The 20,394-nt window shown below is 56.4% G+C and carries 15 protein-coding genes; 1 reads left to right on the forward strand and 14 read right to left on the reverse strand.

Going from position 1 to position 20,394, the window contains the following annotated elements:
* Positions 1-11: 11 nt before the first annotated feature.
* From FE783_RS05625 to FE783_RS05645, 5 genes are all read right to left on the reverse strand, one after another.
* The gene (locus tag FE783_RS05625) at positions 12-2,186 is read right to left on the reverse strand and encodes a hypothetical protein (protein ID WP_202916135.1); all 2,175 of its coding nucleotides are present in this window, start codon (positions 2,184-2,186) and stop codon (positions 12-14) included.
* A gap of 175 nt (positions 2,187-2,361) precedes the next feature.
* Complete coding sequence (locus FE783_RS05630) at positions 2,362-3,609, reverse strand: hypothetical protein (RefSeq protein ID WP_138878372.1); 1,248 nt, start codon at positions 3,607-3,609, stop codon at positions 2,362-2,364.
* A gap of 12 nt (positions 3,610-3,621) precedes the next feature.
* Complete coding sequence (locus tag FE783_RS05635; protein WP_138878373.1) at positions 3,622-5,994, reverse strand: peptidase C14; 2,373 nt, start codon at positions 5,992-5,994, stop codon at positions 3,622-3,624.
* A 29-nt stretch (positions 5,995-6,023) separates the two neighbouring features.
* Positions 6,024-8,351, reverse strand: coding sequence for a peptidase C14 (locus tag FE783_RS05640; RefSeq protein WP_138878374.1), 2,328 nt, complete (start codon positions 8,349-8,351; stop codon positions 6,024-6,026).
* Positions 8,352-8,808: 457 nt separating this feature from the next.
* Positions 8,809-9,450 (reverse strand): NAD(P)H-dependent oxidoreductase, encoded by a 642-nt coding sequence (locus FE783_RS05645; protein WP_138878375.1) that lies wholly within the window; start codon positions 9,448-9,450, stop codon positions 8,809-8,811.
* Between the two features lie 486 nt (positions 9,451-9,936).
* On the opposite strand from FE783_RS05645, the gene FE783_RS05650 reads away from it, so the two are divergent.
* Positions 9,937-10,803, forward strand: a complete 867-nt coding sequence (locus tag FE783_RS05650) for a sigma-70 family RNA polymerase sigma factor (RefSeq protein ID WP_138878376.1) — start codon at positions 9,937-9,939, stop codon at positions 10,801-10,803.
* A gap of 85 nt (positions 10,804-10,888) precedes the next feature.
* Here the strand turns inward: FE783_RS05650 and trpA are convergent, their stop codons facing one another.
* The 9 genes from trpA to aroC all read right to left on the reverse strand — a co-directional run bounded on the left by trpA (position 10,889) and on the right by aroC (position 20,274).
* Positions 10,889-11,695, reverse strand: coding sequence for a tryptophan synthase subunit alpha (gene trpA, locus FE783_RS05655; protein WP_138878377.1), 807 nt, complete (start codon positions 11,693-11,695; stop codon positions 10,889-10,891).
* Positions 11,682-12,893 (reverse strand): tryptophan synthase subunit beta, encoded by a 1,212-nt coding sequence (gene trpB / locus FE783_RS05660; RefSeq protein WP_138878378.1) that lies wholly within the window; start codon positions 12,891-12,893, stop codon positions 11,682-11,684. The genes trpA and trpB overlap by 14 nt, the downstream gene beginning before the upstream one ends.
* Positions 12,871-13,545: a phosphoribosylanthranilate isomerase gene (locus FE783_RS05665; protein WP_138878379.1), complete on the reverse strand. Its 675-nt coding sequence runs from the start codon at positions 13,543-13,545 to the stop codon at positions 12,871-12,873. Before FE783_RS05665 ends, trpB begins: the two co-directional genes overlap by 23 nt.
* A 1-nt stretch (position 13,546) precedes the next feature.
* Positions 13,547-14,350, reverse strand: coding sequence for an indole-3-glycerol phosphate synthase TrpC (gene trpC, locus FE783_RS05670; RefSeq protein WP_138878380.1), 804 nt, complete (start codon positions 14,348-14,350; stop codon positions 13,547-13,549).
* Positions 14,340-15,380 (reverse strand): anthranilate phosphoribosyltransferase, encoded by a 1,041-nt coding sequence (gene trpD, locus FE783_RS05675; RefSeq protein WP_238402888.1) that lies wholly within the window; start codon positions 15,378-15,380, stop codon positions 14,340-14,342. The genes trpC and trpD overlap by 11 nt, the downstream gene beginning before the upstream one ends.
* A 146-nt stretch (positions 15,381-15,526) precedes the next feature.
* Positions 15,527-17,062 carry an anthranilate synthase component I gene (gene trpE / locus FE783_RS05680; RefSeq protein WP_138878381.1) on the reverse strand — a complete coding sequence of 512 codons (1,536 nt, stop codon included), beginning with the start codon at positions 17,060-17,062 and terminating at the stop codon, positions 15,527-15,529.
* A 568-nt stretch (positions 17,063-17,630) separates the two neighbouring features.
* Positions 17,631-18,008, reverse strand: a complete 378-nt coding sequence (aroH, locus tag FE783_RS05685) for a chorismate mutase (RefSeq protein WP_138878382.1) — start codon at positions 18,006-18,008, stop codon at positions 17,631-17,633.
* A 6-nt stretch (positions 18,009-18,014) separates the two neighbouring features.
* Entirely contained in the window at positions 18,015-19,109 is a 1,095-nt protein-coding gene (aroB, locus tag FE783_RS05690; protein WP_138878383.1) for a 3-dehydroquinate synthase, read from the reverse strand.
* A gap of 1 nt (position 19,110) precedes the next feature.
* Positions 19,111-20,274, reverse strand: coding sequence for a chorismate synthase (gene aroC / locus FE783_RS05695; RefSeq protein WP_138878384.1), 1,164 nt, complete (start codon positions 20,272-20,274; stop codon positions 19,111-19,113).
* Positions 20,275-20,394: the final 120 nt, after the last annotated feature.

Consider the following 20,394-nt stretch of genomic DNA (forward strand, 5'->3'; position numbering starts at 1 on the left):
TAAGGCTTTTATCAAGAAATGATAATGTTGCCCGACCGATGGCGCACCGTTTCCGACTCCGTCGGCATCCTGTCGCGGATTACGTTTTGCTCGATGCACGACGTATGAAACATATACGAGCCGATGCCGAAGGCGGAATCCGAAGCGGCGAATGTCCCTCCGATGAAATGTGCGCCGTTCGCTCTGTACTTATGCGTGCCGCCTTGAATGTCGAAGTGGGCCGTCTTCGCGTTAGCCGCCGTACTCGTGACGTTACCAAAATTCCAGGCAACTACATTGCCCGGGTCAGCGCTTTTCCAAAAAGCGCCCAGTCCGTTCGTTCCTTCGAAGATGGCGCCTCCATCTACGGTTACGGACTGCTCCGACTTGCTTCCGGCAATCACCCCGTCCTCGTCCTTGCCGTCCCACGCGCCGCCGAGCTCGAAGCCGCAATTGAGCAGACCGCCGCCCTGAATCGCGATATGCTTGCTGTTTATCCGAACGATACCGGTCGACTCCGATGCGCCTTTGAACCACGTATGGCTCAAAACTAGTCGGTTGATGCTGCCAATCCGAACTTCCTCGACGTTATGGAACCGGCTGTTCGACACTAGCAAATCCCCATCGAATGGCCGAAAGCCTACGAGCTCCGTCCCCGGGCGAACCGGGCGGGCGAGCTCGCCCCCCTTCACCATGCCGAAACCGCAGCTGTCTATTACATTGCTCCTTCGGGATCGAGAGGAGCTTCGCGATAACGTAATCATCGCCTCGGCCGTACAGCCGCGCATATTCAACCCGTCCGCATTGGTCCAGATGGAGCCGGAATCCGGAAGGCCGTCCTTTACGTAAGCATGGCAGTCCTCGAGCGTCAGATCGGTCAGCTTCTTGTGCGCCACGATCCGCGAAGCGACGTGTCTCTGAACCATTATCCGCTTGGCGCTGTCCCCCCATGTCGATCCGCTGTTGGCGAACGACAGCAGTCCCGAATTGCCGATGTAGACAAGATCGTGCTCGAACTGTCCGTGCGTAACGAACGGACCGAAATCGTCGCCGTCGCCGTGGCAGTTTTCCACCATACAGTAGCCGGCACATGTAAAATCATTCAGATGCCGAGCGTTGCTCGTATTGCAATCCCGAACATGGCCGTACAAAACGTTGATCTGCTGGGTCAAGTAGCCCGTTCCGCCCCATTCGCGCTGCTCCGGATTGATCAATTCGCATCGTTCCGTCACGAAATGCGTGCAATAACGCCTCATTATGACAGGCCAGAACACGAAGGCCGCACGAATATCCGATACGTCGCACTCCACGGCGAACTCGTAGGCGACGGGGTTCGATCCGATTTGGTCCCAATATTCAAAAGGCTTGACCGTCGTCGAATAGGTCGGCGGAACCGGCACTCCCGCGAATCTCATATTGCGCACATGACTTCGAGTTACCGGATTCATTTTCTTGTAAGTAACGACTCGCCCGGCCGCCAGGTGCCATCCGAGCTTATAATTGAACCTGATGTGTCTCGCACCGACGATTTCCGTCACTTTCAACAAATAATCCAATTCCCTTTGGGCAACGCCGCCCTCGTGATTGTTTACCCGGGCGATCCACCAATCGCCTATGGCGAAAACGGAGGAATCGGCTACTTCCAGTACGTCGGTCAGCTCCGCCAAATCTTTCGCGAGCGTCACCGATTGGGTCTCGCCGGCTGCGGTTCCCCGAAAACAAATAACGGCGCCGAACGGATTGTCCTTCGCATTCAGCTCGATCCCTTCGGTCGTTACGGTGAATCCGCCGAAATCCAGCTCGATGTGACTTCGATCGAATACGTGGCGGCGGACGAAATTCAGATCCGAGTGCGCTTCGATGCGGCGGACGGATGCATCGTGAACCATGGCATCGAGCGCATCGTCCGCATTCGCTCCGGCATCGAATAAGCCGAACCAGCGAAAATCGGCCGTACCGGCATGAATCGTCTCCCATCGTCCGCTGTTGTTCGGTTCCAGGTGCGGATCGTGTACGGTTCCGCCGTTATCCGGCTTTGTACTTGCCGCATCGTACCGGACCCATTTCCCTCCGCCGTCGCTTTCCTTCCTATATCCATTGACCCGCACGACTGCCCCGTCCTCCAGCTTTTCGGGCGGCAGATGCAGCAACGCTCCGACATCGGGTACGTGCAAGACGTTTGAATATGTGTTTGGCAATATCGACAAGTTCGAATGCTCCTTTAACCTGGATCGGTTTCTGTGGTTTGTTTCTGGTTTGTTTTTGATTATATGCCTGCCTATATTCATTGTCAACGGTTATGCCGATGTGGCCCCGTTATCACGCCTCTGCGAGAAAAAATCCCGAGAGCGTATACCCTCGGGACATCGTGCTTGTTCCTGTTCATTGAATTGTAATCGTCGCGGAACTGCCGCCCCAAGCCACGATCAAGTACGATCCCGGCGCAAGCCCTCTTGTTGAGAGCATCGTTTCCGCATTCGCGGCGGTTTGAGCTTTAATCGCTGTTCCGTCGGTGACGGCCCGCTCCAGATCGGTTTTCGTGACGCTTATTCCCCTCTTGACCACATATACCTCGGCAGCCCTATCCGTTACGACAGCGATGCTTTGTCCGGCTTTAACCGTGCTTTCGTTTGCAATTTTCAACGATGGGCCGAAGTCGAAATCGACAGTCGTACCGTTTGCCAGAAGTACGTTCTGTTTGTCTTTCAAAGAGTTTGCCGCTATTTTCAATGTACCTTTCGAAAGCTCGAGATTGGCGAACGTGATGCGCAGCACGTTATCGCGGATTTCGAGCGTATCGTTCGTCGCATAGGTGGTGCTTGTGACGGTTCCGGCGTAGGTTGTATAGGAAACGGTCCCCTTCAGCGCGGCCATGCCGGCATATCCGTTCTGAATCGGTTTGTTGAAGCCGATATCGACATACCGGCTGTTGCTGTATACGTAGAGCGAGTTTTGGCTCAATGCAGTGAGCGGAGAAGCATCCAACCTAAGCTCCTGATCCGCTCTATATTCGCTCATCGCATAGTTTTCGCTCAAGCCGATCAGCACATAGTCGCCGGCCGGCAATCCGGCGGTCGGGAAGGCCGCCTTTTCATTCGCCTTCACTTGTTTGCGGATGCCCCTGTTCTCCGACACGGCAATATCCAGCATCGATATGTATCGGGACGTCGCCCCCGGCACCAAGTACAGCGCGCCCGCTTGATCGGAGACACCGTAGACGACATTGCCGACTGTAGCGATCCGCTGGCCCACGACGTATACGTTCTCGGTTACGGTCCCGCCGAGCGGAAGCGATACATGCGGCAATACGACTTCCGGCTCGGGCTCTTCTGTACCGCCGCCTCCTCCGCCGCCAGATCCGGTATCAACAAAGCCGCCGCCGGTGGACGGCGTGGAAGGTTTTGCTTGACCGTCAATCGTTCTGTCCGTCCCGCCAATTTTGACCGAAGTCGATTTGTCGACATCGCCGCCCTGTTGAAGCGAGCCCGGCTGCTTCTCGAACTCGATGCCTCCCGCGTTAATGACCGCAAGTGGCTTATCGATCGCATAGGCGGACGGCAAGCCGGACGTCATCATCGATGCGATGACCAGAGCGATCGCATGACGCTTCATTTTCCGAAACACGCGCATGTTCTCCCTCCTCTAAGCTATCGTCAAGTTATCCGTACTGTGCTGAATCGAACCCGTCTCCGCAGGCAGCGACATCCGGTTGACTCTTTCCTCGATAATGGCGCTCATGAACAAATAGTTGCTGCCGCCGAAGCCTCCGTTCGTCACGGCGTACTTGCCTCCGACGAACCGCGATCCGTAAGCTTTCAGCTTATGGGCGCCGCCCTCGATATGGAAATGCGCCGTGTCCGCATCCGCCGCCGTGCTCGTCACGTCGCCGAAGCTCCATGTGATGACGTTCGTCGGAGCGACGCTCTTCAGAAACGCCTTCTCGCCGTTCGTCCCGCTGAACACCGCTCCGCCGTCGACCGTAATCGACTGGTCCGGCGTATTCGCCGGGTTGTTCACGTCGCCTACCCGGTCCCACGCTCCCGTGAACAGGAAGCCGCAGTTGATCAAACCGCCGCCCTGCATGATGATTTCCCGCGTCCCGACTCGGATCTTGCCCGTCGTCGGCGAGGCGCCTTTGAACCATGTGTTGATCAGCGTCAGCTTGTTGATGCTGCCCAGGTTGACGTCTTCCACGTTGTAAAATTCGCAGTTCACAATCGTCAATTCCCCGTTGCTCGGCGTATAGCCGACCGCCGTCGTGCCCGAACGGATCGGACGCGCGATCTCGTACCCGCTCAGCATCCCGAACGAGCAGCTGTCGAAGATGTTTTTGCGCTTTCCGCGCGACGAGCCTTTGCTCATCGTGATCATTTCCTGCGCCGTACAACCTCGCATCTGCAAGCCGTCCATATTGACCCAGATCGATCCCGAGTTCGCCATCTTCACGCCCGGCTTCGTATACGTCACGACCGCGTGGCAGTCTTCCAGCGTCAAGTCCGTCAGCCGCTTCATCGCCACGATCCGCGAGGCGATATGCTTCTTGACCGTCACCCGCTTCGCGCTGTCACCCCAGAACGTGCCGCTGTTCGCGAACGACAGCAGACCCGAGTTGCCCACGAACGTCAGATCGTGCTCGTATTGGCCGTGCGTCACGAACGGCCCGTATTCGTCGCCGTCCCCATGGCAGTTCTCGACCATGCAGTACGCCGCGCACGTAAAGTCGTTCAAGTGGCGCGCGTTGCTCGTGTTGCAGTCCTTCACGTGTCCGTACAGCACGTTGATCTGCTGCGTCAAGTAGCCCGTTCCACCCCAGTCGCGTTCCTCCGGGTTCATCAGCTGGCAGCGCTCGGTCAAATAGTGCGTGTTATAACGCCGCATGACGACCGGCCAGAACACCTTCGTCGCGTTGATTCCCGTCGCGTCGCATTCCACCGCGTATTCGTACGCCACCGGATTCGACCCGATCATGTCCCAGTCCGGCGTCGGACGCTGGCTCGTTCCGTTGACCGGCACCGGGATGCCGATGAAGTTCATGTTTCTGACGTGGCACCGCACCGCCGGCATGATTTTCTTGTACGTAATTTGCCGGCCAGCCGCCAGCTGCCATCCAGACTTGTAGTTGAAACGGACTCGGGTCGCGTCGAACACTTCCGTTACTTTGATCATGTAGTCGAGCTCTCGCTGCGCGCCGCCGCCCGCGTTGTTCTTGATTTGCGCGTGCCACCAGCTGCCTACCTCGAATGCGGACGAATCCCCGACTTCGAAAATGTCCGAGTATTCCTCGACATTCGCCGCCAGCGTCACCGTCTGCGTTACCCCGGTCGCCGTCCCTTGGAAAAACAGCACCGCTCCGAACGGGTTGTCCAGCGTATTGCGCTCCATCCCTTCCGTCGTCACCGTATGGTTGTGGAAGTCCACCTCGATGTTGCTGCGATGGTAGACGTGGCGGACGATAAAGTTCAAATCCGTATGCGCTTCGACCCGGTGGATCGACGGATCGTTCACGAGCGCGTCCAGCGCCGCGTCCGCATTTTGCGCCGGCCCGAAGATGCCGAACCAGCGGAAATCGCCTACTCCGTTATGCACCGCTTCGAACCGGCCTTTATACCCGCCGTCGATATAACGCGTCTCCTGGCTGTTCGCGCTTTTGACCCATCTCGCTTCCTTGCCCGCAGCAGGATTATGCACCGTGCCTCCATTGTCGGCCTTCATGCTGTCGGCGTTCCAACGGACCAGCTTGCCGCCGCCGTCGCCGTTCTTGTTATATCCGCCGACATATACAAGCTGCCCGTGTATCAGCGAATCGGGAGAAAGCGCCAGCAGTTCTTTCACATTCGCGACCTGCATTACGGAACGGCCGCCGTCCGCGTCCGCAGCCTGCGAGTTGTCCGCATACCCGATTCCGGAACCCGCCACGGCACTACCCGCAAGCACGGCTCCGCCGATGCCGAGCGTCTTCAGCAATTTTCTTCTGCTGAGCGCTTCATTCCGCTTTTCTTTATTCTTATCGAACATTCGTCAACGGCTCCTTTCCTCGAGAGGCATTAAATCGTCATGTTGCCCAAGCTGTGTTTGATCGCGGCGGCTTCCGCAGGCAGCGACGACCGGTTGACCCCTTCTTCGATGACGGCTGTCATGAATAAGTAGTTGCTGCCGCCGAAGCCACCGTTCGAAACGGTATATTTGCCGCCTTTGAAACGGGACCGCATCGCTTTCAGCTTATGGGCGCCGCCCTCGATATGGAAATGCGCCGTGTCCGCATCCGCCGCCGTGCTCGTCACGTCGCCGAAGCTCCAGGTGATGACGTTCGTCGGAGCGACGCTCTTCAGAAACGCCTTCTCGCCGTTCGTCCCGCTGAACACCGCTCCGCCGTCGACCGTAATCGACTGGTCCGGCGTATTCGCCGGGTTGTTCACGTCGCCTACCCGGTCCCACGCTCCCGTGAACAGGAAGCCGCAGTTGATCAAACCGCCGCCCTGCATAATAATTTCCCGCGTCCCGACTCGGATCTTGCCCGTCGTCGGCGAGGCGCCTTTGAACCATGTGTTGATCAGCGTCAGCTTGTTGATGCTGCCCAGGTTAACGTCCTCCACGTTGTAAAATTCACTGTTCACAATCGTCAATTCCCCGTTGCTCGGCGTATAGCCGACCGCCGTCGTGCCCGAACGGATCGGACGCGCGATCTCGTACCCGCTCAGCATCCCGAACGAGCAGCTGTCGATGATGTTTTTGCGCTTGCCGCGCGACGAGCCTTTGCTGATCGTGATCATTTCCTGCGCCGTACAGCCTCGCATCAGCAAGCCGTCCATATTGACCCAAATCGACCCCGAGTTCGCCATCTTCACGCCCGGCTTCGTATACGTCACGACCGCGTGGCAGTCTTCCAGCGTCAAGTCCGTCAGCCGCTTCATCGCCACGATCCGCGAGGCGATATGCTTCTTGACCGTTACCCGCTTCGCGCTGTCACCCCAGAACGTGCCGCTGTTCGCGAACGACAGCAGACCCGAGTTGCCCACGAACGTCAGATCGTGCTCGTATTGGCCGTGCGTCACGAACGGCCCGTATTCGTCGCCATCCCCATGGCAGTTCTCGACCATGCAGTACGCCGCGCACGTAAAGTCGTTCAAGTGACGCGCGTTGCTCGTATTGCAGTCCTTCACGTGTCCGTACAGCACGTTGATCTGCTGCGTCAAGTAGCCCGTTCCGCCCCAGTCGCGTTCCTCCGGGTTCATCAGCTGGCAGCGCTCGGTCAAATAGTGCGTGTTGTAACGCCGCATGACGACCGGCCAGAACACCTTCGTCGCATTGATTCCCGTCGCGTCGCATTCCACCGCGTATTCGTACGCCACCGGATTCGACCCGATCATGTCCCAGTCCGGCGTCGGACGCTGGCTCGTTCCGTTGACCGGCACCGGGATGCCGATGAAGTTCATGTTTCTGACGTGGCACCGCACCGCCGGCATGATCTTCTTGTACGTAATTTGCCGGCCAGCCGCCAGCTGCCATCCCGACTTGTAGTTGAACCGGACGCGGGTCGCGTCGAACACTTCCGTTACTTTGATCATGTAGTCGAGCTCGCGTTGCGCGCCGCCGCCCGCGTTGTTCTTGATTTGCGCGTGCCACCAGCTGCCTACCTCGAATGCGGACGAATCCCCGACTTCGAAAATGTCCGAGTATTCCTCGACATTCGCCGCCAGCGTCACCGTCTGCGTTACCCCGGTCGCCGTCCCTTGGAAAAACAGCACCGCTCCGAACGGGTTGTCGAGCGTATTGCGCTCCATCCCTTCCGTCGTCACCGTATGGTTGTGGAAGTCCACCTCGATGTTGCTGCGATGGTAGACGTGGCGGACGATAAAGTTCAAATCCGTATGCGCTTCGACCCGGTGGATCGACGGATCGTTCACGAGCGCGTCCAGCGCCGCGTCCGCATTTTGCGCCGGCCCGAAAATGCCAAACCAGCGGAAATCGCCTACTCCGCGATGAACCACTTCGAACCGGCCGGCTGCTCCTCCCAAACTGTGCACAGTTCCCCCGTTGTCCGCCTTGGTGCTCGCCGCATCCCAACGAACGAGCTTGGCGCCGCCGTCGCCGCTCGTGTTGTATCCGCTTACATGAACATGCTGCCCGTCCTTCAGCAATCCCGGGGGGATCTTCGCCAGCTCGGCTACGCTGCCGACTTGCAGCACCCGGCTGGACCCGTTTCCATTGGCCGAGGACATGTCGTCCGCAAGAGCAAGCTTGGAAGCAAATGCGCTCCCGGCGAGCATCGCGCCGCCAATTCCCAACGTGCGTAGTACATTTCTCCTGCTGATCGCTTCTTTCTTCAAGCTTTCCGCCGCATCCGTCTTGCCCAAGTTCTCCTCGTGATTCATAGGTAACAGCTCCTTCTCGTAAAAAGGTTAGAATATGGTGCGTTTACTCGCTTGCGTGCACGATTCCTCAGTTAAGTCCTCCTCTGATTTAATTCTGATTTAATTCTGATTTAATTCTGATTTGAAATTTGATGGAACAATGTTGAAAAACAATATTTTACAAGACTCAGGTTTATTCCTGGTTTGTTTTTCTTATTATAGCTTCCTCATGAAAACGCCGTCAACGGTCACTTTGCAACTTTACTCCGATATGGACGCTGAATTCGCGCGTCTATAATTCGTCCCGGTAACATTCGGATACAGACAACATGTCGATCTGGCAAATAAGAGCGGTTTGGGACCATTTGCAAAAAATGAAAGACCGCCGATAGCGGCGGTCTGCGCGCTTGCGTAGCGGGTAACGCAAGCTTTAGCTATTCCGATTTGTGGGCATCGACCGGTTCATGGGCACCGTCCGTCAGAAGCTCATGGCAATCTCGCGCGCCTGTCGGATCGCTATTTCTTTAATCATCGGCGCCTGATCGGAAGCTGCAGCCATACCTTCAACAAAGATGCCTTGAAAGCTGGGGACCCCAAAGAAGTCCATAATGGCCCCCAGATGGCGATGCCCCATCTCAAGCTCCGCGTCGGCTGAGCCCGGTGACAAAACGCTTCCGCTCGCTTGAATGTGAACCGCTTTTTTAGCGCTCAGCAAGCCGATCCGTCCTTTATCCGGAATATATCGAAACGTTTTGCCCGCAACGCAGATGGAATCGATGTATGCTTTCATGACGGGCGGATACGAATAATTCCATACCGGATTCACGAACACATATTTATCTGCGGCAACAAACTGATCAACCAGTTCACCGAGGCGGCTTACCTTCGCTTTCTCTGCGCATGTCAAATCTTCAAAAGCCGCGCCTGCCCCCAGTTTTCCCCAGCCGTTAAATACATCGGCGTCAAGCTGCGGAACTTCCATTTTATACAGATCGAGATGAACCACTTCATCATACGGATTTGCTGAGCGGTAGGCCTGTACGAATTGTTTTCCGACAGCCATGCTATAAGAGGTTTCATGATTGTTCGGATTTGCCGTGATGTATAATAAAGTTGCCATTATGAAAATACCACCTTTACTGTTATGGATATGATTAGATTTACAAAATGGGCACGATCGCGTCGGGACTACTCATTCTCGTTTGGCTATATAAGTTGAACTAAAGCTGCAACGAGAAAGCCAAGTGCAATGGAGAAAGGGAATTACCTTGTAAGCGAGTTTTGGCTTTGAGTTTCTACAATCCGAAGGCCAATCCAATAAAGGAAACTCAAAACAACCTGTCTGAAGCTGCAAGGTAATCCCTTTTGGAATGGAACGACAGCCAATCAATAGTTCAACTTATATAGAAAAGCCCCCCCTTATTTTCGATATCGGGCAGCCGCTGATTCGCCCCTTCAATACGTTGACGGATCGGACACAAGGGAATGTGACAGTTGTGCCGGATAAGTGAAAACCAAAACAAATGTTCGTCTTCTATGTCACATCGGCTCGATTTCATTCGTCAGTATTATAGAGGATCATTTTATTGAAGAAGGAATGTGAAGGATGAGCGAACAGGTAAAGTTGGCGGAGCAATTCGAATCGCACCGGAATCACTTGCAGGCGGTGGCTTATCGAATGCTTGGATCATTGAGCGAGGCGGAGGATGCGGTACAGGAGTGTTGGCTGCGTCTCAGCCGGTCGGATACGAGCGGTGTCGAGAATCTGGGAGGATGGCTGAACACCGTTGTCTCGCGGGTGTGCCTCGATATGCTGCGGTCACGAAAATCAAGACGAGAGGAATCGATGGAAGATCACTTGCCCGAGACGCTTGCGAGCCATGAGGATAGAAGCGACCCTGAACAAGAAGCGCTGATGGCGGAATCCGTCGGTCTCGCGTTGCTGGTCGTGCTCGGCAATCTGAACCCGGCGGAACGCGTCACGTTCGTGCTGCACGATATATTCGCCATGCCGTTCGCCGTGATTGCCCCCATAGTGGAAAAATCCGAATCCGCCGCAAGACAACTTGCGAGCCGGGCACGCCGCCGGGTACATGGGACCGGATCGGCACCTGAAGCCGACCGTGGACGACAACGCGAGCTTGTCGATGCTTTCCTTGCTGCGGCGTACGCCGGCGATTTCAATGAGCTGGTAGCGGCGCTTGATCCGGACGTAGTGCTCCGGGACGATCGCCAGCCAGGAGCCTCAAGCGTAACTCGAGGCGCAAGAGCTATAGCCAAGCAAGTTTCGGGACGCGCAAAGGCGGCTCAATCGGCCCTCGTGAACGGAACGGTCGGAGTCATCGCGGCACCGCGCGGAAGACTGCTCTACGTACTCTTGTTTACAATCAAGCACGGTAAGATCGCCGAGATCGACTTGATTTCCGACCCCGCACGGATTCGCCGACTCGATTTGGCAGTGTTTGATGATTAGTAGCACAAAAAAAGGATTCCCTTAAAAGGGAACCCTTGAAACGGCTTTTGCAGCTGCTTGATTACAATCACAACACTTGACTCTGTTATCCCCGCAGCTGCCTAACGAATTCGCGCACCTGCACCAGCCCGTCCGACCGCGACGAATCGTTCATAAGCAGCGGAGTCGCTTCTTCGATCTTGCGGACGATCGCGCTGCCGATGACGACCCCGTCGCACGTCTTGGAGAAGTGGGCGAACTGCTCACTCGTCGAGATGCCGAAGCCGATGGCGATAGGCAGATCGGTGGAACGCCGGACCGAAGCCAGGAACTCGTCGATCCCGGAGAAAAAGTCCGAGCGCATGCCGGTTACGCCGAGCGACGATACGCAGTATATAAAGCCTGAAGCGGTCGCCGTTATTTTCGCAATGCGGTCATCCGACGTCGGAGCGACTAGCGGTATGAGATGAATGTTGTAACGATCGGATAAGGCCTTGACCGGACCGTTCTCCTCGAACGGCAAATCCGGTATGATCACTCCGCTGATATCATGCTCGACGAGCAGCTCGAAAAACCGCTCCAACCCGAGCTGAAGCACCGGATTGTAATAGGTGAACAAAATAAACGGCAAATTGACGTTATGCTCGCGCGCCTGCTTGGCGATGCGGATGCAGTCCATAATCGTGATTTTATGCTTCAGAGCCCGTTCGGACGCCCGCTGGATGACGGGGCCGTCGGCGAGCGGGTCGGAATAAGGAACCCCGAGCTCGACAATATCCGCTCCGGCCAGTTCCAGCTCCCGCAGCAGCGAGAGCGATACGTCCGGATTCGGATCGCCCATCGTAATATACGGGATGAGCGCAGTGCGCCCTTGGCGCTTCAGCTCGGCGAATTTCTCATCAATGCGATTCACTTGCGCCACCTCCCAAGTATCCCATGATCGATTCGACGTCCTTGTCGCCCCGGCCGGACAAGCTCACTACGATGATCTCGTCTTTGCTCATCGTCGGCGCTACCTTGAGCGTATGCGCTATCGCATGCGAGCTTTCGAGCGCCGCAATGATGCCTTCGGTCCGGCTAAGCAGCTGGAGCGCATCCAACGCCTCCTTATCCGTTATCGGCACATATTCGGCACGTCCGCTGTCTTTCAAGTAAGAGTGTTCCGGTCCGATTCCAGGGTAATCTAGCCCTGCGGATATCGAATGCGCCGGCATCACTTGGCCGAACTCGTCTTGCAGCACATAGCTGAGAGACCCTTGGAACACGCCCGGACTTCCTTTCGTCATCGTAGCCGCGTGCTCTTCCGTATCCACACCGCGGCCGGCCGCCTCCACTCCGATTAGACGAACCGATTCGTCGTCGACGAACGGATAGAAGATGCCCATCGCGTTGCTTCCGCCGCCTACGCAGGCGATGACGGCATCGGGCAGCCGCCCTTCCTTCTCGAGTATTTGCGCGCGCGCTTCATCGCCGATGATGCGTTGAAAATCACGCACCATCATCGGATAAGGGTGCGGTCCCGTAACCGATCCGAGAATGTAAAACGTGTCATGAACGTTGCTGACCCAGTAGCGCAGCGTTTCGTTGCACGCGTCCTTCAGCGTTCGCGTACCGGACATGACAGGAACTACTTCCGCTCCAAGCAGGTTCATGCGGAATACGTTCAGCTGCTGGCGCTTCGTGTCCTCCTCACCCATGAACACTTTGCATTCCAGTCCGAGCAGCGCGGCGATCGTCGCCGAAGCGACCCCATGCTGGCCGGCTCCTGTTTCGGCAATGACTTTCTTCTTGCCCATCCGCTTCGCGAGTACCGCCTGCCCGATCGTGTTGTTGATTTTGTGAGCGCCGGTGTGGTTCAAGTCTTCGCGTTTCAAATAGATTTTCGCTCCGCCCAAATGCTCGGTCAGACGTTCGGCATAGTAGAGCCGGGACGGTCTGCCCGCATATTCGTTCAACAGCGTCCGCACTTCCCGGATGAATTCGGGATCCTGCGAATATTTGCGATACGCCTCGTCCAGCTCGATCAAAGCGTTCATTAACGTTTCCGGGACGTAACGGCCCCCGAAGGCGCCGAAGCGGCCTTGCTCGTCAGGCACTTGCATGCGACTCATGACGTTTCACCCTTTCGACGAATGCTGTAATTTTTGAAATATCTTTGACTCCGTCCGTTTCCACGCCGCTCGATACGTCCACGCCGTCCGGCGCATACGCTTCAAGCAGCTCCTCCACATTATCCGGGTGTAATCCGCCCGCGACGAGCAGCGGAATACCGCATCGGTTCGTCCACGCCAAGTAGTCCGGAATCCGGTTCCATTCGAACGTCCGGCCCGTACCGCCGCCCGCCGTATCGAGCAGCAAGCCGTCGATGCAGCCCGCATACGGGGCGAGGGCTTCCTCGATCGTTTGCGCCGACTGGTTATCGACTGAGCAGACCCGGTATACCTGTACCCGGTAAGTATCGCGCACCCATTTGCAAAAAGCGGCGTCTTCCGAGCCGTGCAGCTGGATAACGTCGATCGGCGCTTCGCGCATCACTTCCGCCAGCTGCTGCTCGGACGGATCGACGAACACCCCGACGGTTAACGGCACCCGGTTCCCCCGCTCGCGCGAACGATGGATCACCTTTACCATTTCGCCGGCCTGTGCGGGCGTTACTTGCCGTTTGCTTTTGGCGAAGAGGAAGCCGATATGGTCGATCGGCAAATGCAATACGGATCGCACCGTCTCCGTGTCTTTAAGCCCGCATATTTTGACCGTCGTCATCTTACTTGGCCTCCCGCGCTTCCGCTTGTCCCATCAGCTCGTTAACGGCATCCTCGACGACAGGCTTCCGCATGAAATGCTCTCCCACGAGCACGGCCTGCGCACCGATCGAGCGCAGATAGCCGATTTCGTCCGGGGATGAAATGCCGCTCTCGCTGACAACCGTTTTACCGGCCGGTATATCGCGGATCAGCTCTTCGGTCGTCTTCAGATCGGTCACGAACGTGCGCAGATTGCGGTTGTTGATGCCGATGAGCGTAGCATCGAGCGTAAGCACTCGTTCGAGCTCTTCCCGATCATGCACCTCCACAAGCGTATCCAAGCCGAGATCGCGTGCGGTGGCGAGAAAATCACGCATTTCCTCTGTTGTCAAAATCGCGGCGATCAGCAAAATCGCGTCCGCTCCGATCGTTCTCGCTTCATAAATTTGCCGGGCGTCGATCGTAAAGTCTTTACGCAGAATCGGCACGCGTACCGCTTGCCGGACTGCACTCAAATAATCGTTGGAGCCTTGAAAATAGTCCACATCAGTCAGCACGGATATGCAGTCCGTTCCGGCCGCTTCATAGGAACGCGCAATGCCGACCGGATCGAAATCGGGACGTATCAGCCCTTTGGACGGCGAAGCCTTCTTTACCTCGGCTATCAACCCCATGCTCCGATTGCGGTCCCGCGCAATCGCACGTTCGAAGCCGAGACATGCCGGCATAGAGGCAATTGTTTGCTCCGCTTCCGAGAGCGAGAACGTTTGCTTCAGACGTTCGACTTCCGTACGTTTTGTAGCTACGATTTTATCAAGAAACATGACTCAGTTCTCCCGTTACTTGGACTAGCTGCTCCAGCTTCTCCGCCGCTTTCCCGGAGTCGATGACCGCACCCGCTAATTTTACACCTTCCTGCAAAGTCGAGCAACGCCCGGTCACATAGAAGCAGGCTCCGGCGTTGGCAAGTATAATGTCGCGGCAAGCCCCCGTCGCCCCTCCTAACACGGAACGGATAATTTCGGCATTCGTCTTCGCATCTCCACCCACCACATCGCTCATCGGGTAGGCGCGCAGGCCGAGCTCGTCGGGACTAATATCGAACGTGTCGATTTCGCCGTCCTTCAGCTCCGTCACTTTCGTCGCGGCGGATATGCTGATTTCGTCGAGACCGTCATAGCTCGCCACTACCAATCCGCGCTTGATGCCGAGCGAAGCGAGCACTTCCGCGATCAGCTCCGTCCGGTTACGGTCGAAAATGCCGAGCAGCTGCCGATCGGCCCCTGCCGGATTCGTCAGCGGTCCGAGCAAGTTGAACACCGTGCGGATGCCGATCTCCCGGCGCGGAACGGCGGCGTATTTCATCGACGGATGGTGGGATTGGGCGAACATGAAGCATATTCCAATGCGCTCAAGACAATCCGACGCTTCTTCGGCCTTCAGCCCGATTTGGACGCCCAGCGCTTCCAGCACGTCCGCGCTGCCGCTTTTGCTCGACATCGCCCGATTGCCGTGCTTGGCCACCCGGATACCGCCGCCTGCGGCGACGATAGCCGACGCCGTGGAGATGTTGAACGTATCCGCGCCGTCACCGCCGGTACCGCACGTATCGAGCAGGTTGAACCGCTCGGAGCGCACCGCGTTCGCCTTGCCGCGCATACATTCGGCGAATCCGCCGATTTCGTCGGCCGTTTCCCCTTTCATCCGGAGCGCGGTAATGAGGCTTCCGATCTGTGCCGGCGTCGCGTCGCCCTCGAAAATAACGTTCATCGCGGCTTTCGCTTCGTCCCGGGTCAAATGTGCTCCGCTGACCACTTTCGCGATCGCTTGTTGAATCGAAATTCCGTAAGTCACGTTCGTCCCCTCCCAATGGGTCTTTATTTGCTCTTAGTACAATCATTGCGCTTCGAAGATTCGCTGCTTTTTCGGGGGCTCCCCCAAAAGTACTCGGATTACGCTTCAAAGGTTCGCTTCACTTTTGGGGGACCTTTTTGGGGGACTTAGTAGTAGTCCTGGTTCGTTACCGTCTCGAGCTTCTTCGTCTCCCCGAATATCGCTTCGGCCATCCGCACCGCTTTCAGCATCCCCATTGCCTTGTTGACCGTTTCGTTGTATTCCATCTCCGGTACGGAATCCCATACGATCCCCGCCCCGGCCTGTACGTACGCTTTGCCGTGCTTGAAGATGAGCGTGCGGATCGTGATGCACGTGTTCAAGCTGCCGGAGAAGCCGAGGTAGCCGATCGCGCCGGCATAAGCTCCACGCGCCTCGTTCTCCAGCTCCGCGATGATTTCCATCGCCCGCAGCTTAGGAGCGCCGGATACGGTGCCCGCCGGCAGGCACGAGATAAAGGCGTCGAAAAAGTCTTTGTCCTCACGCAGCTTGCCGGATACGTTCGAGACGATATGCATGACATGGGAATATCGTTCGATCTCCATGAACATGTCGCACTTCACGGTGCCGAATTCGGCCACCCGCCCGATATCGTTGCGTCCGAGGTCGACGAGCATAAGGTGCTCCGCCCGCTCCTTCTCGTCGGCCAGCAGTTCTTTCTCGAGTGCAATATCCTGCTCCGGCGTCTTCCCTCTCGGCCGCGTACCGGCGATCGGCCGGGTCTCGACCCGTTCGCCGTCCACTTTGACGAGAGCTTCCGGCGAGGTGCCTACGATCACTTCGTCGTCCATTTTCAAATAATACATATAAGGCGAAGGATTCATCGTGCGCAATACGCGGTACACGTACAGCGGATCTATTTCCGTCTCGATATGGAAACGCTGGGACAATACGACCTGGAAAATGTCTCCGGCCCGGATGTACTCCTTCGCCTTCTCCACGTTGCCGATGTACTGCTCCTTCGTCAAGTTGGAGTGCACTTCCCCCAGATCGATGTCCGCCGGAATCGCGTTTTGCTTCGTTCTTTGCGGCACAGGCTGCTGCAGCCGTTCGATCGTGGCGTCGATCTTCGCGCACGTCAACCGGTAAGCTTCGGCGATTTGCGCATCGGTGGCATGCTTCTCGATGTGCACGTTGCCGATGACTTTGATCTGCTGCTTGAAATGATCGAACGAGATGACTTGATCGCAGAACATGAACTCGATATCGTTCATCTTCAAATCATCGTAACGGTGAGCCGGCAGCGACTCATAATACTGCAGCAGATCGTAGCCGAAAAATCCGATGGCCCCTCCGGTAAACGGCGGGAAATCCGGCAGCGCCGGGCTGGAATAGCCGCGCAGCAGTCCTTTCAAAATGTCGAGCGGCTTCTCTTCCACCACTTGGCGGACTCCGTTCAGCTCGATCTCCATCCGGCCGTGCTTCCCTTTGACCATCAGAAAAGGATCCGTCCCGATAAACGAATACCGGGCCCATTTCACGCCGCCCTCCACGCTTTCCAGAAGAAACGCTCGTTGATCTTCATAGAAATGCTGGAATACGCGGATCGGCGTCTCCGTATCGGCCATCAAGTGGCGAACGACCGGGATCAGGTTGTGTGTTTTGGCGAGACGAATCACTTCATTCAGCTCGGGCGTATACATCGTCTTCATCTCCTTAAGGGCTTAGAGCCGCAATATGCAAAAAAACCTCTACCGGAGGTAGAGGTTGGAACGGTCTGATCGCAGAACATGGCATAAGCTCCTATACGAAGGCAACAACGGAAACGAAAATCGGGAATCATAAAGAACACCTCAACATGTTCCTATCCGATTATGATCCTAATTCCGCTGCACGGTTGAAACGATTACGACTATATCGCATCCGCAATCGCCACTTGCCTTACTGTACTTGAAACTTTGAAGCGAGAAACCGCTCTACGGCTCCGCCTCTCTCGCCTTACACTCTACTCTGCTCGACTCGCTCAAAACTCTCTACTCTGCTCTACATGCTCTTGCTTTGTTAACACTATACTACAAAGGTGCGCCCGCGTCAAACTGCTTTATTCGCCTGTGGAGAAGCGAATGTATTCGTTAAGGAGCACCGTGTGAGTTCAAACGTAAATGTGCATCTTGTTCGCCCATTATTACGCGTTCATGGCTTTCTACATGCAAAAAAACCGACTACCCTGCAAAACAAGGAGGCCGGCTTAACGAATAGGAATATAATGGCTTAAAACTTCGTCGCCTCCGACAAATCGGGACGCAGCTTGATCGCATTGTTCAAATAGACGTGGCGAATTTCTTTTTGCGATTTCTCGGTGTTGACGGATACCATAAGCCGTATGCATTTCGGCAAACCGCCAGGAACCGAAATTTCCAGCGCACACATGAGCGGCACCAGCTCCCACCCTTGCATCTCGCGGATCACTTTAGCCGGAAACGCCGCGTCCAAATCTTGTGTCACCGTGACGAACACGCTCGCGATGTCTTCGGGATAAATGTTGTTGTCGGACACGATTTGGCCGAGCAGTTCGGCCGTAGCATTCAAAATTTCCGTTTCCTCGTTGCGCTCAACCGTAATGGCCCCGCGTATTCCCCGTACATACATGTCGGCTTAATCCTCCCTTTTCAAACGCTCCACGACTTCCTTCACCCATGCGGCCGATACGTTCTTGTTGATCTCGACCTTGCCGATCTCCGTCGGGATAATGAATACCATCGTACCTTCCAGAAACTTCTTGTCATGCATCATCGCACTCATGATCGCATCCGTATCCAAGTGGGTCGGTATGCGCACCGGCAAACCGAACTTCCGCAGTATCCGCTCCGTCTCCACGGCGATCGTGCCGGGATTGCCGAGCTTCTCGGACAGCCGCGCGGCGCCTACCATGCCGATCGCAATCGCTTCCCCGTGCAGCAGCTCGCCATAACCGGCTACCGCCTCGAGGGCGTGGCCGATCGTATGGCCCAGATTCAGAATGGCGCGTAAGCCGCCTTCCTTCTCGTCTTCGGATACGACCTTCGCCTTGACGCCGCAGCCTACGTAAAGCGCATGCTCCAATGCCGCCGAATCGAGTGCGAGCAGCCGCTCGGCGTTGGCATCGCAGTACTCGACAAACTCGCGATCGAGGATAAATCCTTCCTTCACGAGCTCGGACAGCCCTGCGCGGACTTCCCGGTCCGGCAGCGACTTCAGCGTCGCGATATCGTATAGCACGAACTCGGGCTGATGGAAGGCGCCGATGACGTTCTTCGCCAGCTTGTGGTTGACGGCCACTTTCCCGCCTACACTGCTGTCGTGAGCCAGTATCGTCGTCGGAATTTGTACGAAACGAACGCCGCGCATGTAGCTCGCCGCGACGAAGCCCGCCAAATCGCCCACTACGCCGCCGCCCAAAGCGATAACCGCCGAGTTGCGGTCAAGACCGGCCTCAAGGGCGACCGTAATGACGTCTTCCAATACGGACAGCGACTTGGACTTCTCGCCCGAGGCCACTACCGCCGTTGCAACGCGGTAACCGCCGGCTTCGAGCAGCGACTTGACCTGCTCCAAGTAAAACTTGGCGACCTGCTCGTCGGTTACGAGCAGCAGCGGAGATTTCGTCCCGATCTTATGCTTTCCGAGCGTTGCCGCGATATCGTTCAAAATACCGTCCCCGACATAAATCGGGTACGATCTTTCTCCAAGATCTACCTTAAGCTCTTTCATATTAGTAACGCCCCACTTGAGCGAGGTAGTTCTCGTAGTTGGCGCGAATTTCTTCCATCGAATCGCCGCCGAACTTCTCCATGAAAGCTTTGGCGACTTCCCAAGCGACTACGCTCTCCATAATGACGCCCGCCGCCGGTACCGCGCACGTATCGGAGCGTTCCACCTGTGCCGAGAACGGCTGCTTCGTATCGATATCTACACTTGCCAAAGGCTTATACAAAGTAGAGATCGGCTTCATGACGCCGCGGACGATGATCGGCTCCCCTGTCGTCATGCCGCCCTCCAAGCCGCCCGCGCGGTTGGAGCCGCGATGGAACCCGTTTTCTTCGGTATACAAAATTTCGTCATGCACTTTCGAGCCGCGACGTTCAGCCGCCTCGAAGCCGATACCGAACTCGACGCCCTTGAACGCCTGAATCGAAACGACCGCCTGGGCGATCCTTCCGTCCAGCTTGCGGTCCCATTGAACATGGCTGCCGAGCCCGACCGGCACTCCCTCGACGATAACTTCCACGATGCCGCCAAGCGTATCGCCGTCGGCCTTCGCCTGATCGATCGCGGCGATCATCAGCGCCTCTGCCGCTTTGTCAACGACGCGGACCGGAGACTCTTCGGTAAGGCGGATCAGCTCGTCGATAGGCAAATCCTGACGCTGAGCGACCGTCTCGCCGATCCGGATGACTTGGCCGGCTATTTTGATGCCGAACTGGGCCAGAAACTGACGTGCAATCGCTCCGACGGCAACGCGTACCGTCGTTTCGCGGGCGCTCGACCGCTCCAGAATGTTCCGCAAATCTTTCTGATTATATTTCAAACCGCCGTTCAAATCGGCATGCCCCGGACGCGGCCGGTTCACGCGGCGTTTACCCTCGCTGCCTTCCTCGACATCCTCGATGCTCATGACCGTCGTCCAAGCTTTCCAATCGTTGTTCGCCACGACGAGCGCGACGGGCGCTCCCGTTGTTTTGCCATGACGGACGCCGCCTACGAGCTGAGCCGTATCCTTCTCGATCTGCATCCGTTTGCCCCGTCCGTGGCCTTTCTGGCGGCGGGCCAGCTGCTCGTTGATCGGCTCTCCCGTAAGCGGCAAATTGCTAGGCAATCCTTCCACGATTGCGGTAAGCTGCGGTCCGTGAGTTTCTCCTGCTGTCAAATATCTCATAAACGGTTGTCCCCTCTCATCCTGTTCCCTGCTTCAAACGCTTGTATAAGAAAATCTTCTAATCGAAGCCTTTTCCACGATGTATGACCCTGCGTAAAAGGTAGCTTTTCTTAGTACAGA

The organism is Paenibacillus mesophilus (assembly GCF_005938385.1).
Classification (GTDB): domain Bacteria; phylum Bacillota; class Bacilli; order Paenibacillales; family NBRC-103111; genus Paenibacillus_AB; species Paenibacillus_AB mesophilus.